This window comes from Leisingera sp. ANG-S5 (assembly GCF_000813925.1).
In the GTDB taxonomy this organism is placed as follows: domain Bacteria; phylum Pseudomonadota; class Alphaproteobacteria; order Rhodobacterales; family Rhodobacteraceae; genus Leisingera.
In genome coordinates, this window is sequence record NZ_JWLH01000003.1 from 249,883 (window position 1) to 263,333 (window position 13,451).

Here is a 13,451-nt window from a genome sequence, read left to right on the forward strand (position 1 = left end):
CCATTTTCAGGTCCAGGGTGGCCATGTTTCAGGCCGCAGACGGGACTATAACGCCGGCCTCAGGAGGATGGTTCCGCATAAATGCGCGCTTTGGGGACAGCAGCGCAAAACTGCCGGAGGGGGGCGCACAGCGGCGGGCTTTTGCCGGGGAGGGGTGGAAAGCCCGCCGTGACGTGCCGGGATTTTCAGTGAAACAGCCGCGTGGCCTTTGTAATAGACACGGGTGGCCAGCTGGGGTTAATTTGATCATATTATTGGCATGTATTGGGGGAAATCCTTTGAGCGGCACCAGCATTGAAGTTCGCCAGCTTGTACCAGGCGAGGCTGCTGTTGCATCGCGATTCATTGCTGCATTGCTGGAGGAGCTTAGCGGTGGCGAGGCCGTGCAGTCTGACCAGTTGCTGCCTGTTGCGGAAGAAGTGCTGCGAACCGGCTCTGTTGCCGGTTTTGTTGCGGCCACCGCTGGGCGGCAGGTTGGGCTGCTCATGCTCAATGAATGCGCAGCAGTCTATGCGGGCGGGCGGTTTGGCGAGATCACCGAGCTTTATGTGGAACCGGACTGGCGTTCAAAGGGCGTGGCCGCGGCACTGGTTGCCGTGGCATCCGAGCATGGGCGCCAGCACGGCTGGAAGCGATTGGAAGTCGGGGCTCCGGATCAGCCGGCCTGGGCGCGGACCTTGGCATTTTACAAACGAAGCGGGTTTCTGGAGGTCGGCCCGCGGCTGCGCTGCCTGCTGTAAACGCTAGAGGCTCTTGCTCATCAGGATGTAGTTCTTGCGCGGCTGAAACCGGGTGCGCAAATACAGCCTTTGCGCGGTCTCGTTTTCCCGGTCGACCTCCAGATGCAGGGCGCGCATGCCGGCCGTTGCCAGCGATTTCGGCAGCTCGGTCAGCACTTCAGTGGCGATGCCGCGGCCGCGCACGGCGGGGCGGATATAGAGCTCATCCACGAAACCGTCCATGCCGCCGAATTCCACGGACCAGCCGAAAGTGATGACGATGTAACCGATCGGCGCGCGGGTGGGGCCGATCAGGTAGACGGCGCCATAAGGGTGGCCGTTCAATAGCGGCTCGATTCCGGCGCGGCGGTGCTCGTCGCTGCTTTCCAGCCCGGATTCGGCATGGAAGGCGGCAACCAGTGCCAGCACGGTTTCCAGATGTTCCGGTTTGGCGAGATGCAGTGCGGCGCTCATAGGCGGGCGAGCCTTTCGGTCAGAAGGGTGAAGAAGCCGTCCGCGTCAGCATCACCGATGAAAAGGGCATTGGGCTTGCGGTTTGCAACGCCCCACCAGTCGGCGACGGTCATACCGAGGGTGAGGTCCGAACTGGTTTCTATCTCGACGTTCACATGACGGCCGGAAAACAGCTCTGGCTGCAGCAGCCAGGCGATGACGCAGGGGTCGTGCAGCGGGCCGCCTTCTGAGCCGTATTTCTCCACATCGAAGCGCTCGAAGAAATCCAGCATCTCCGCAGTGAAATGGCCAACCCGGGTATCAAGCGCGCGGATCGCCTCGACGCGCGGCTTGGTGGCCAGCACCTTATGCGTGACATCCAGCGGCATCACCGTGAGCGGCGCGCCGGATCTGAACACGATTTCAGCAGCTTCCGGGTCGACGTAGATGTTGAATTCCGCGGCTGGAGTGATGTTTCCGACCTCGAAATAGGCGCCGCCCATCATCACGATCTCCTGCACCCGGTCGATGATGTCCGGGGCGGTGTTGAAGGCGGCGGCAACATTGGTCAGCGGCCCAAGAGTGCAGAGCGTGACAGTGCCGGGTTCGTGGCGGCGCAGGGTTTCGATGATGAATTCGACGCCGTTCCCCTCGGCCAGCGGCATCTGCGGCTCCCATAGGGCAGGGCCGTCCAGGCCGGTCTGGCCGTGCACGTGTTCGGCAGTGATCAGCGGGCGGGCGAGCGGCGCCTTGCTGCCTGCATAGATAGGCACATCGGTACGGCCCGCGGCCTCGCAGACGATACGGGCGTTCTTGCTGGTGAGCTCCAACGGCACATTGCCGGCCACGCAGCTGATGCCGAGCAGGTCAAGCTCTTCCGGGCTGGCCAGTGCCAGCAGGATGGCGACGGCATCGTCCTGGCCGGGATCGGTGTCGATGATGATTTTTCTGGCGCTCATAGCGGTCTCCGCGGGATCGTGAACCGGGAGACTACGCGCAGTTTCACCGGGATTGAACCGCTGCTGTGCAGGTCCGCGCAAATTTCACGGGATTTTCTGCGACGGAAGTTTGCTGCGCCCGCGTTTGCTTTCTATAATTGCCTGACGCAGCGTCACGGACGGGATGGTTCGCAGGCGCAGGCAGTGATTTCTCAGCCCGCATTGTGGGCTTTATTGGTACGGCATTGGTTGGCCGGAAACACATTGATTTGCATGGGGAAAACAAGACATGCCCAAAGAGCCCAAGGTTGTTGGCGATATCCTGAAAGACAAGAAGATGACCGCCGCTTACATGGATTACTGCAAGCGGCGCTATTGCCTGAACGAGTTCATGTTCACCCAGAACAAGGGCAACGCGGAATCGCTGTGGACCCGCTACATGGACCAGAAGAAGGGCAAGGAACCGGTCAACATCACCTCCAAGACGCATCTGGCGGCCAAGGCGCTGGCTGACAAAGGCGACTTCAAGCACGCCGACTGGAAAAAGATCATCGCGACCGGCAAGGAAGAGGTCGTGAAGATGCTGAACAAGGATGTGATGGGGTTCACCGGCGGCGATGAATACAAAAAATACGTGGCTGAAAACGCTATGGGCGATCCTAAGAAGGCGGCCAAGCTGCTGGGTATCACTGACGTGAAGAAGCTGAAGGAAGTGATGGTGAACGTCGCCGTCGACGATAAGAAAACCGCCGAGAAGCTGTGGAAAGAGCTGGCGAAGAAGGAAAAGATCCTTGAGGATTACAAGGCGATTTCATCGTCCTTGAAAAAGGCCAACCTGGTCTGAGTCAGCGGACCCAGGGACCCGGCGGCGCTGCCGCCGGGATTTGAGTATTTAGGGAAAGATGAAAGATCTGGGCGCGTTCAGGCGCGCTCGTCGGCCTTTACCGCGTCCCAGAGCGCATCCATTTCCTCTAGGTCACTGTCCTCAGGCCGTTTGCCGCGGGCGGCGAGCTTGGCCTCGACGCCCTCGAAACGTCGGGTGAATTTGGCGTTGGCAGCGCGCAGCGCGGCTTCGGGTTCAACGCCGAGGTGGCGGCCCAGGTTGGCCATCACGAACAACAGATCGCCGAATTCTTCTTCCACCTCAGAGTGGGAGAGGCTGTCGCGGGCCTCAACCAGCTCGGCGCATTCCTCGGTGATCTTGGCGATGACATTGTCAGCCGAGGGCCAATCAAAGCCAACCCGGGCGGCGCGTTTCTGCAGCTTGTAGGCGCGCAGCAGGGCGGGCAGGCCGACGGCGACACCATCCAGCGTGCCCTTCTGTTCCTTGCCTGCGCGCTCCGCTGCCTTGATTGCCTCCCAGTCCTGCGTCTGCTGCTCGGCGGATTTCTCGCGGCTTTCATCGCCGAACACATGCGGGTGGCGGGAGACCATTTTGTCCGACATGGTCCGGACCACGTCCTGAAAAGTGAAATGCCCGGCTTCCTCTGCCATCTGAGCGTGGAAGACCGATTGGAACAGCAAGTCGCCCAGTTCCCCCTTCAGTTCGTCCCAGGCCTTGCGTTCGATGGCATCGGCAACTTCATACGCCTCTTCAATGGTGTAGGGGGCGATGGTGGCGAAATCCTGTTCGATATCCCAGGGGCAGCCGGTTTGCGGGTCGCGCAGACGCGCCATGATTTCCAGAAGGCGCTCGATACCGGCGGTATGGTCGTGGATCAGGTCTGTTTCTTGCATTGCGGCTGCTCTTTTTCCGGTGTCAGATGCATCATCCCGAGTCTGGAGCAGGAGTCCACCCCGATGCCCGTTGTGAACCGTATTGCCGATTACGCCGAGGAGATGAAGGCCTGGCGGCGGCATCTGCACCAGATCCCGGAATTGGCGCTGGACCTGCCCAAGACCGCCGCCTTTGTGGCGGAGCGGCTGCGGGAGTTCGGTGTGGACGAGCTGCACGAGGGCATCGCACAGACCGGCATGGTGGCGATCATCAACGGGCAGGGCGAGGGGCCGACGATTGGCTTGCGCGCCGATATGGATGCGCTGCCCATCCCGGAGGAAACCGGGGCGGAGTATGCCTCTGGCCATGCGGGCAACATGCATGCCTGCGGCCATGACGGCCATACAACGATGCTGCTGGGCGCGGCGAAGTACCTGGCCGAGACGCGCAATTTCAAAGGCCGGGTTGCACTGATTTTCCAGCCTGCGGAAGAGGCGATTGGCGGTGCCCGCATCATGGTCGAGGAGGGCATCATGGAGCGGTTTGATATCGGCGAGGTCTATGCGCTGCACAATGCGCCGGGCCTGCCGGAGGGGCATTTCCTGACCACCCCGGGCGCGCTGATGGCAGCGGTCGATACCTTCCACATCCATATCCAGGGCAAAGGCGGCCACGGGGCGATGCCGCATGAGACCCGCGATCCGGTGATGGCGGCCTGCGGCATCGCGCAGGCGATCCAGACCATCGTCAGCCGCAATCACCACACTCTGGAGGATCTGGTGGTCTCTGTCACCCAGATCCACACCGGCACCGTCGACAATGTGATCCCGGACACCGCCTATATCAACGGCACCGTGCGCACGTTTAACCCGGACGTGCAGAAAATGGTGATGCGGCGGATGAAGGAAATTGTTGCCGGGCAGGCGGCGAGTTACGGCGTCGAGGCAGAGCTTGACTACGAGATAGGCTATCCGGCCACGTTCAACGACGCCGAAAAGACCGGTTTTGCGGTGGAAGTCGCGAAGGAAATTTCCGGCGACGCCAATGTGGAGGCTGACGGCGGACGCGAGATGGGAGCGGAGGACTTCGCCTATATGCTGCAGGCGCGGCCCGGCTCCTACCTCTTCCTGGGGCAGGGCGACAGTGCCGGGCTTCACCATCCGAAGTATGATTTCAATGACGCGATTGCACCGGTGGGGGCGTCCTTCTTTGCCCGGCTGGTGGAACGCGCGCAGCCTCTGAACGGCTAGAGGCGCTGAGTAATGACAATGGCCCGCTGGGCCTGTATTTGATCAAAAGGTCAGCATAAACAGGAACAATCCGCCATGGCACTGGAAGATGCAAAACGCATTGTCGATCACGCCTTCACCCGCGAGGATTTGAAGGGGCTGAGTCCGGAAATCACCTTTGGCGGGGCGACGTCCTTTCTGCGCCGGAAGTATACCAAGGACCTGATAGGCGTGGACATCGCGGTGACTGGCGTGCCGTTTGACCAGGCCGTCACCAACCGTTCCGGCACCCGGCTGGGACCGCGGGCCATCCGCGAGGCATCGTCCATGCAGGCGCCGGATGAACCTTATGGCTGGCCTTACAAACCGCTCAGCACCCTGGCGATTGCCGATTACGGCGACCTGGCCTTTGATCATGCCAATGTGCCTGAGTTTCCCGCAGCGCTGACGGAGCATATCCGCGGCATTCTGGCGGCAGATGCGGCCTCCGTCGTGCTGGGCGGGGATCACTACATCAGTTTTCCGATCCTGAAAGCCTATGCGGAGAAATACGGCCCGATTTCGCTGCTGCAGTTCGATGCCCATACGGACACTTGGGCGGATGACAACATGGACCGGGTCGATCATGGCACCATGTTCTACAAGGCCGTGAAGACAGGGATCGTGGATCCGGCCACGTCCGTGCAGGTGGGGATCCGTACCACCAATGACGACACGCTGGGGGTCAATATCATAGACGCGCCCACGGTGCATGAGATTGGGCCGGTGGAAACCGCGCGGCGGATCAAGGACATCTTGGGGGACCGGCCGGTTTATCTGACCTTTGATATCGACTGTCTTGACCCGGCCTTTGCGCCCGGCACCGGCACGCCGGTCTGGGGCGGCCTCACGTCCGCGCAGGCCTCGCGCATCCTGCGGGAGATTGCCGGCATCAATATCAAGGGCGGTGACGTGGTGGAGGTCTCTCCGCCCTTTGACACAACCGGCGCAACTGCTATTGCCGGGGCACACGCAGCGACGGAAATTATCTGCCTTCTTGGCTGGAACATGAGAGACAATGACTGACTTCAATCAGCCGATCAGCGGCAATGACCTGGCGCGGTTTTCCGGGCCGAACACCTTTATGCGGCTGCCGCAGGCGACCTCGCTGGACGGTTTGGATGTAGCAGTGCTGGGGGTTCCGATGGATATCGGCACCTCCTGGCGGTCGGGCACCCGGTTCGGACCAAAGCAGATCCGCGCGGAAAGCGCGATGCTGCGGCCCTACAACATGGCGACGGGCGCGGCGCCCTTTGACAGCCTGAACATCGCCGATATCGGCGATCTGGCGATCAATACGTTTTCGCTGCCGGAATCGCTGCGCATTATTGAAGACAGCTACGACGCGATCCTGACGGGCGGGGTGGTTCCGGTGGCAATGGGCGGTGACCATTCGATTACCTTGCCGATTCTGCGCGCGATTGCCAAGAAATACGGCCCTGTCGCACTGGTGCATGTGGATGCCCATGCGGATGTGAACGACGAGATGTTCGGGGAGCGGGAGACCCATGGCACTGTGTTCCGCCGCGCCTATGAGGAAGGGCTGATCGTCCCGGACAAGACCTATCAGATTGGCATCCGCGGCACCGGTTATGCCGCCACCGATTTTTCCGAGGCGCAGGGCTGGGGGTTCCAGCACTTCCCGGCGCAGGAGCTGTGGAACCGCTCGCTGCACCAGATGGGTGCGGAAATTCGCCGCGATATCGGCAATAGGCCGGTTTATGTCACCTATGATATCGATAGTCTTGACCCGGCCTATGCGCCGGGCACCGGCACGCCGGAAATCGGCGGGCTGACCACGCCGCAGGCGCTGGAACTGATCCGGTCCCTGAAGGGGGTCAACATCGTGGGCTGCGACCTTGTAGAGGTGTCGCCGCCTTATGACCCGTCGGGCAACACTGCCCTGGTGGGCGCCAACCTGCTCTATGAGCTGTTGTGCGTGCTGCCGGGCGTGGCAACGAGATAAGCGGTCCGGCCTCACACAGAAGGCCGGGGGAGGACCGCGTGTGAGGAGGAGGCAAGGGGTGACCTTGAAACCGCGTTGAGGCGGCTGATGCTGCTGGGCTGGCTGCTGCTGGCCGCGATAGTTGCCGGACTGGGGTTCGTCCGGCTGGCGCCGAGCGATCCGCTGGACTGGAACACCCAGCCGGAGCTGAGCGAGGATAAGGAATTCCGCGGCGGCGTGTTCCGGGTGATCCGGACCGGGCCGGACGGGCTGGAGCGGTTCCACCGTATTGCCAGCCACGCGCCGCGCACGAGCGTGCTGGCGGGTGGCCCGGACGACGGCATGGTGACCTATATTACCCGCACCCAGGTGCTGGGCTTTCCCGATTACACCACTGCGGCGCAAGACGGCGATCTGCTGAAAGTCTATGCCCGGCTGAGGTTCGGCCGGTCTGACCTTGGCGCCAACAAGGAGCGGATCAACGGTTGGCTGGCGGAAATGGAGGAGGCTCCGCAAGCGGCCACAGCCGGGGAATAAGCAGAAGCTCCCGCCTGTTCTCGGGCTTTTTGCGCAAAAGCATCTTACGGTTGATCCGGGCGCCGCACTTGCGCGTGGTACAGGCTCATCGGCCGCGGACCGATGAGCCATTTCAATTTGATGAGAAGCGTTTCAGGGGCAGGGCTGCCCCTGAAGGCACCGATTCAAATGTGTTTGCTGATGCCGCGTCAAGGGCAAGCCGCGCTGGCGCGGTGGCTGCGCCACCCTTGACCCGGTTCTGTGATTGTTGATTGTGGTCTGCATGGCCTTGTTCAGAAAAGATTTTTAGGCGCTGAGCAACAGTGCCGACTTGAAAATGGAGAGAATTTCATGACCCCTAGATTCACGAAACTCGTGCTGTCTCTTGCTTGTTGCGCGCTGTTTGCTGCCTGCGGTGGAGCGCCTGCCAGCAATGAGCTGCAATTCGACAACGACGGGAATGGCCGTTTCAGCGGAAGTGCGGGTTCAGGTTGGACGGCACAGGAGATCAGGACATATGCCGTCAATCAGATATGCGGCGGCGGTCCTGTTACGGGCTTCAGTGTCAGAGTGTTGCCAACTGCCCCTGACTACAAGATTTTTTCAGGCGCTTGCGCATCCGGAGAATATAGCGTGTCTGCTGCAGACGCAGGTCAGAACTATGTTGTGGCCGCCCAGACCACCCCAGCCGCGCCAGCGGCGCCGGTCGCGACGCCGGCAGGCAACAGTGCAGGGTGGGACGGTTCTACTCCCTTTGTGGATTGATCGGGCTGGTGTCAATTGAGGGTGAAGTGCAGCGCGCGCAAAGCAAGGTCACGGATACTGGTCTTCGACCTTCAAACCCGTCTTGGGCAGCCTTGTTGCTCCAAGCGCGGTTGCAGGCCCTGTGGGGAGAGAATTCCCGCGCAGCTGCTCGCGGCAAAGGTGCTTTCACTGTGTAGCAGAGGTTGCACCCCAGCGGCTGCGGCTTAGATCTTCGGGAGCTCTGACGGAGCTGCTGAAGAACCGGGCTCATCCCCCAGCGACGCCGACAGGCAGCTGCTTTGCACCTCGCGCCACATCGGCACGTTCAGGGACATCTGGCATTGCGCCATGAACATGCGGCCGTCCACTTGCAGGCAGCGCAGCTCTCCCAGCTCCACGCGGGAGCCGGATTTGTCAGTGCAGTAGCAGTCGATGGTCTTGCCGCCCGGACCCTTCACATCCGCCAGCCCCAGGCCGGGCAAGGTGAGAAGGATTGTGGCAATAAGGGCTCTGGCATGTCGCATGGCTCTAGCATATCACATGGGGGTCACTTGGCCAAAACATGAACAACAATAGGCGCGCTCATGGTTCCCGAAGAACGGCTGGAACAGATCCTGCAGCGGTTTCAGTATCTTGAAGCCGCGATGGCGGATGGCGCCGGGGGCGGGGATATTGCCGCGCTGGCTAAGGAATACTCCGACCTGCGCCCGGTGGTGGAACAGGTGACGGCCTACCGTAAGCTGCTGAGCGATCTGGAAGAGGCGGAAGCGATGCTGGCGGACCCGGACATGAAGGACTTGGCTGCCGAGGAGCTCCCGGAGCTGAAGGCCGCGATCCCGGAGGCTGAGCACGCGCTGCAGCTCGCCTTGCTGCCCAAGGATGCGGCCGATGGCCGTCCGGCGATGCTGGAAATCCGCCCTGGCACCGGCGGTGACGAGGCGGCGCTGTTTGCCGGCGATCTGTTGCGAATGTACCAGCGTTATGCCGAGGGGCAGGGCTGGAAGTTCGACATCATTGAGGAACAGGCAACCGAGCTGGGCGGCATCAAGGAAGTGGTGGCACATATCAAGGGTGACAATGTCTTTGCCCGCTTGAAATACGAATCCGGCGTGCACCGGGTGCAGCGGGTGCCAACGACCGAAAGCGGCGGGCGCATCCATACCTCTGCCGCCACCGTGGCGGTACTGCCGGAAGCGGAGGATGTGGATATCCATATCGACCCGAATGACATCCGCATCGACACCATGCGCGCGTCGGGGGCCGGCGGGCAGCACGTGAATACCACCGACTCTGCCGTGCGGATCACCCACCTGCCGACCGGCCTGATTGTGACCTCTTCGGAGAAGTCCCAGCACCGGAACCGCGAGATTGCCATGCAGGTGCTGAAAACGCGGCTCTATGATCTGGAACGCCAGCGGATCGACAGTGAGCGGTCAGCCGACCGCGCGAGCCAGGTCGGCTCCGGCGACCGGTCCGAACGCATCCGCACCTATAACTTCCCTCAGGGGCGCATGACCGACCACCGTATCAACCTGACGCTCTACAAGCTGGATCAGGTGATGGGCGGCGATCTGGAGGAGATCATCGACGCGCTGACCGCGGACAATCAGGCGCGGCTTCTGGCCGAGATGGGGCAGTGAGCATGGCAGAAACCGCGGCACAGGCAATGGCAGCAGCAACAGCCAAGCTCCGGGCTGCGGGGGTGCAGGATCCGGCACGCGATGCGCGGGTGCTGCTGGCGCATGCCGCGCGCATCGAGGCCAGCCGGGTGACGCTGATCGCACCGGAGGAATTGGCGCCGGAAATCGCCGAACGCTATGAGCAGCTGATTTCACTGCGGGCGGTGCGGGTGCCGGTTTCGCATCTGATCGGCGAGCGGGAGTTTTACGGGCGCCGGTTCAAGGTCTCGCGGGATGTTCTGGACCCGCGGCCGGAGACCGAGATTCTGATCGAGGCAGCGCTGGCGGAACCTTACGCGCGGGTGCTGGACCTGGGTGTCGGCTCCGGCTGCATCCTGGTGACTCTGCTGGCGGAACGGCAAGAGGCCACCGGGCTGGGGGTGGACATCAGCGAGGCAGCCTGCTTGCAGGCCAGTGCCAACGCGGTTCTGCACCGGGTCGAGGCGCGCGCCGATATCCAGCAATCGGACTGGTTCGAAAAGGTCGAGGGGCAGTTTGACCTGATCGTGTCGAACCCGCCTTATATCGCGCTGGACGAGATGGAGGGGCTATCCGCGGAGGTGCGCGGGCATGAGCCAGGAATCGCTTTGACCGATGGCGGCGACGGATTGGGCGCCTACCGGCAGATAGCTGCAAAGGCGGCGGCGCATCTGGCAGAGGGCGGCCGGATACTGCTTGAAATCGGCCCAACCCAGGGCCAGGCGGTCAGCGCGCTGCTGGAAACTGCCGGGTTCAGCGGCATTGCAGTGCTGCAGGACCTGGACGGGCGCGACCGGGTGGTGCGGGCGCATTCCTCCTCAAATCGCGGATTTTAGCGCGAAATTCCGCAGATTCGGTCGAAAAAACACAGAAAATCCTTTTGGCCCCCTTGTCTGGGGCTTCGGAACATGGTTACTCAAGATGAGCCGTATAGAGGTGAACGCTTCTCGAGCATTCCCGCGGCATCAAGCCCAAAAAAGCTAACGATCCGGCGCTGAGGCGCGCTGCATAGGGTCAACGGCGCATTAACTCAAGGCTTATGATAGGCATATGAGATCGTCCAAATCACGTTCACGCTCCAAGTCGAACCGGAACCGCCCGAATGGCGCCAATGTGGTCAACCGGGTGTTCGACAGCTCCGGTCCCGAAGGCAAGGTGCGCGGAACCCCGCAGCAGATCATCGACAAGTACAATCAGCTGGCCCGCGATGCGCAGCTGAGCAATGACCGCGTTGCAGCAGAAAATTTCCAGCAGCATGCAGAGCATTACCTGCGGATGCTGAACGAGGCGCAGCGCGAGATCGAAGCGCGCCGCGAGGAACAGGAACGCCAGAACCGCGAGCGCCAGGCAGAGCGCGACCGCGAGCGGGCGGAGCGGCTGGAACGCCAGGAGCGCGAGGCTGCGGCCTCTGCCGCGGCAGACAGCGACCCGGCCAGCGCGCCGCAGCCCGAGGTGATTGACCCGCGCGGCGACAATGGCAATGGCCAGGACAGCGGGTTGGTTGAAACGCCGGAGAGCCAGAGTGCGGCACCGGCTGAGGGGGCTGAAGAGGCTGCGCCGAAGAAGGCGCCGGCCCGCAAACCCCGCACCCGCAAGCCCGCAGCCAAGGCTGAGGGGGCAGAAGCTGCAGGCGAAGGCGGTGACGCCCCGGCGCCGAAGAAACCAGGCCGCCCCCGTGCTAAGCCCAAGCCGAAGGCCGAGGATGGCCCTGCGGAAGCTGCTGAGTAATTCGGTAGCGGTCAGAAAAGCAAAACCCCCGAAGCTGAGTGCTTCGGGGGTTTTCTTTTGCGGAATTTTCGGCTGGCTGTTCAGGCGTCGTGGCCCAGCACACGCAGGTAGCGGCGGACGGCCTCCGGGAAGCCCAGCATCAGCGCATCTGCTGTCAGGCCATGGCCGATGGAGACCTCGGCCAGATCGGGAATGGCCTGGCGCAGGCCGGGCAAATTCTCGACGGTTAGGTCGTGGCCTGCATTCATCATCAGATTGCCAAGGGCGCGGGCCTCGTTCGCGGTATCCCGGATCATATCCAATTCGCGGATGGTGGCATCGGGGTCAGTCTGGTCCGCGTAGGGGCCAGTGTAGAATTCGATCCGGTCGGCGCCTGCCTGCTGCGCGAGCGCCGGATCAGCGAGGTTTGCGTCCACAAAGTAGGAAACCCGGATGCCGGCCGCCTTGAACTCCTCCGCAATGGGCAGGAGCATCTCGCCATCGGCGGCAAAATCCCAGCCATGGTCGGAGGTGGATTGCTCCGGTGTGTCAGGGACCAGCGTTACTTGATGGGGTTTGTTTTCCAGCACCAGGTCGATGAAATGCCTGGTTGGGTATCCCTCGATGTTGAACTCGGCCTGGGGGAACTCCTCGGCGATCAGGCGGGACAGGGCAGGCAGATCGGAAAAGCGGATGTGCCGCTCATCCGGGCGCGGGTGCACGGTGATGCCGTGGGCACCGGCCTGCAGGATAGCGCGGGAGATGTCGATCAGGTCCGGCCAGGGCACTTCGCGTCTGTTGCGCAGGTAGGCGACCGCATTGACGTTCACAGACAGGAGGGTCGGGCGCGCGGCAACGGCTTGGGTCATCTGAAAATCGGGCTCCGGCAGTATATCTGGAAAAGAGGGTTAGGCCTTGGCGACTTCGCGCGCCAAGGTGCAGAAGGCCTCGAGGCTCACCTGTTCGGCGCGCTCGGTGGGCGGGATCCCGGCCGCGGTCAGATGTGCTTCGATATCAGGTGAGATGCCCTTGAGCGAGGCGCGCAGCATCTTGCGGCGCTGGTTGAAGGCGGCCGCCACGACCCGCGACAGGATGGCGGCATCCGCCGGGAAGCGCGGCTCGGGCAGGGCGTCCAGATGCACGACGGCGCTGGAGACCTTGGGCGGGGGGGTGAAGGCGCCTGGCGGGAGCGATAGCACGATACGCGCATCCGCCCGCCACTGAGCCAGGATCGCCAGACGGCCATAGGCCTTGGAGCCGGGCTGCGCCACGATGCGCTCGGCAACCTCGCGCTGGAACATCAAGGTGAGGCTCTGCCAGAACGGCGGCCAGTCCTTGGGCGTCAGCCAGCGCACCAGCAGTTCGGTGCCGACGTTGTAGGGCAGGTTTGCGGCGATGCGGATCGGCGGGGTGAGGTGCTCAAGCGGGTCGATCTCCAGCGCGTCGCCGTTGATCACGTCAAAGCGGCCTGGATACGCCTCTGCGATCTCCTGCAGGGCGGGCAGGCAGCGCTGGTCCTTCTCGACCGCCAGCACGCGGCGGGCTCCTTCGGCCAGTAATCCGCGGGTCAGGCCACCGGGGCCGGGGCCGATTTCCAGCACGTCGCAGCCAGTCAGATCGCCGGCCTGCCGCGCGATCTTGGCGGTGAGGTTCAGATCCAGCAAAAAGTTCTGGCCCAGCGACTTGCGGGCCGACAGCTGATGCGTGGCGATCACTTCGCGCAAGGGGGGCAGGCTGTCGATAGCGCTCATATCATCTGGACCTTGGGACTGGGCGCACGGCGCGC

At 62.5% G+C, this 13,451-nt stretch carries 16 protein-coding genes; 10 read left to right on the top strand and 6 right to left on the bottom strand.

Annotated elements, in window-relative coordinates; genetic code table 11:
- The first annotated feature begins 23 nt into the window (after positions 1 to 23).
- A complete protein-coding gene (locus RA25_RS23210) occupies positions 24 to 740 on the top strand; it encodes a GNAT family N-acetyltransferase (protein ID WP_241477370.1) in 717 nt (238 codons plus the stop codon).
- Positions 741 to 743: 3 nt separating this feature from the next.
- Here RA25_RS23210 and RA25_RS05940 read toward each other — a convergent pair whose 3' ends face one another.
- Both RA25_RS05940 and RA25_RS05945 read right to left on the bottom strand, forming a co-directional pair.
- Positions 744 to 1,193 carry a GNAT family N-acetyltransferase gene (locus tag RA25_RS05940; RefSeq protein ID WP_019298549.1) on the bottom strand — a complete coding sequence of 150 codons (450 nt, stop codon included), beginning with the start codon at positions 1,191 to 1,193 and terminating at the stop codon, positions 744 to 746.
- Positions 1,190 to 2,131, bottom strand: a complete 942-nt coding sequence (locus tag RA25_RS05945; RefSeq protein WP_039170686.1) for a nucleoside hydrolase — start codon at positions 2,129 to 2,131, stop codon at positions 1,190 to 1,192. The genes RA25_RS05940 and RA25_RS05945 overlap by 4 nt, the downstream gene beginning before the upstream one ends.
- A 268-nt stretch (positions 2,132 to 2,399) precedes the next feature.
- Here RA25_RS05945 and RA25_RS05950 point away from each other — a divergent pair, with 268 nt between their 5' ends.
- Positions 2,400 to 2,954: a hypothetical protein gene (locus tag RA25_RS05950; RefSeq protein WP_039145630.1), complete on the top strand. Its 555-nt coding sequence runs from the start codon at positions 2,400 to 2,402 to the stop codon at positions 2,952 to 2,954.
- A gap of 77 nt (positions 2,955 to 3,031) precedes the next feature.
- Here the strand turns inward: RA25_RS05950 and mazG are convergent, their stop codons facing one another.
- Complete coding sequence (mazG, locus tag RA25_RS05955; RefSeq protein WP_039170688.1) at positions 3,032 to 3,847, bottom strand: nucleoside triphosphate pyrophosphohydrolase; 816 nt, start codon at positions 3,845 to 3,847, stop codon at positions 3,032 to 3,034.
- A gap of 63 nt (positions 3,848 to 3,910) precedes the next feature.
- On the opposite strand from mazG, the gene RA25_RS05960 reads away from it, so the two are divergent.
- The 5 genes from RA25_RS05960 (at position 3,911) to RA25_RS23085 (ending at position 8,321) form a co-directional block, all read left to right on the top strand.
- On the top strand, positions 3,911 to 5,077 hold the full coding sequence (locus tag RA25_RS05960; RefSeq protein ID WP_039170691.1) for a M20 aminoacylase family protein: 1,167 nt from the start codon (positions 3,911 to 3,913) through the stop codon (positions 5,075 to 5,077).
- 75 nt (positions 5,078 to 5,152) lie between these two features.
- Positions 5,153 to 6,121: an agmatinase gene (gene speB, locus RA25_RS05965; protein ID WP_039170693.1), complete on the top strand. Its 969-nt coding sequence runs from the start codon at positions 5,153 to 5,155 to the stop codon at positions 6,119 to 6,121.
- Entirely contained in the window at positions 6,114 to 7,061 is a 948-nt protein-coding gene (gene speB / locus RA25_RS05970; protein WP_019298543.1) for an agmatinase, read from the top strand. The genes speB (RA25_RS05965) and speB (RA25_RS05970) overlap by 8 nt, the downstream gene beginning before the upstream one ends.
- A 75-nt stretch (positions 7,062 to 7,136) precedes the next feature.
- Positions 7,137 to 7,577 carry a DUF1499 domain-containing protein gene (locus RA25_RS05975; protein ID WP_039170695.1) on the top strand — a complete coding sequence of 147 codons (441 nt, stop codon included), beginning with the start codon at positions 7,137 to 7,139 and terminating at the stop codon, positions 7,575 to 7,577.
- Between the two features lie 330 nt (positions 7,578 to 7,907).
- Positions 7,908 to 8,321 (top strand): hypothetical protein, encoded by a 414-nt coding sequence (locus RA25_RS23085; RefSeq protein ID WP_082023043.1) that lies wholly within the window; start codon positions 7,908 to 7,910, stop codon positions 8,319 to 8,321.
- 203 nt (positions 8,322 to 8,524) lie between these two features.
- Here the strand turns inward: RA25_RS23085 and RA25_RS05980 are convergent, their stop codons facing one another.
- On the bottom strand, positions 8,525 to 8,824 hold the full coding sequence (locus RA25_RS05980) for a hypothetical protein (protein ID WP_019298541.1): 300 nt from the start codon (positions 8,822 to 8,824) through the stop codon (positions 8,525 to 8,527).
- 60 nt (positions 8,825 to 8,884) lie between these two features.
- Between RA25_RS05980 and prfA the strand changes: the two genes are divergently transcribed.
- The 3 genes from prfA to RA25_RS05995 all read left to right on the top strand — a co-directional run bounded on the left by prfA (position 8,885) and on the right by RA25_RS05995 (position 11,686).
- Positions 8,885 to 9,940 (top strand): peptide chain release factor 1, encoded by a 1,056-nt coding sequence (gene prfA / locus RA25_RS05985; RefSeq protein WP_039170698.1) that lies wholly within the window; start codon positions 8,885 to 8,887, stop codon positions 9,938 to 9,940.
- A 2-nt stretch (positions 9,941 to 9,942) separates the two neighbouring features.
- On the top strand, positions 9,943 to 10,794 hold the full coding sequence (prmC, locus tag RA25_RS05990) for a peptide chain release factor N(5)-glutamine methyltransferase (RefSeq protein WP_193747161.1): 852 nt from the start codon (positions 9,943 to 9,945) through the stop codon (positions 10,792 to 10,794).
- Positions 10,795 to 11,008: 214 nt separating this feature from the next.
- On the top strand, positions 11,009 to 11,686 hold the full coding sequence (locus RA25_RS05995) for a DUF4167 domain-containing protein (protein ID WP_019298538.1): 678 nt from the start codon (positions 11,009 to 11,011) through the stop codon (positions 11,684 to 11,686).
- Positions 11,687 to 11,766: 80 nt separating this feature from the next.
- Here the strand turns inward: RA25_RS05995 and RA25_RS06000 are convergent, their stop codons facing one another.
- Positions 11,767 to 12,534, bottom strand: a complete 768-nt coding sequence (locus tag RA25_RS06000; RefSeq protein ID WP_039170700.1) for a pyridoxine 5'-phosphate synthase — start codon at positions 12,532 to 12,534, stop codon at positions 11,767 to 11,769.
- A gap of 39 nt (positions 12,535 to 12,573) precedes the next feature.
- Positions 12,574 to 13,416 (bottom strand): 16S rRNA (adenine(1518)-N(6)/adenine(1519)-N(6))-dimethyltransferase RsmA, encoded by an 843-nt coding sequence (gene rsmA, locus RA25_RS06005; RefSeq protein WP_039145645.1) that lies wholly within the window; start codon positions 13,414 to 13,416, stop codon positions 12,574 to 12,576.
- Between the last annotated feature and the right edge of the window lie 35 nt (positions 13,417 to 13,451).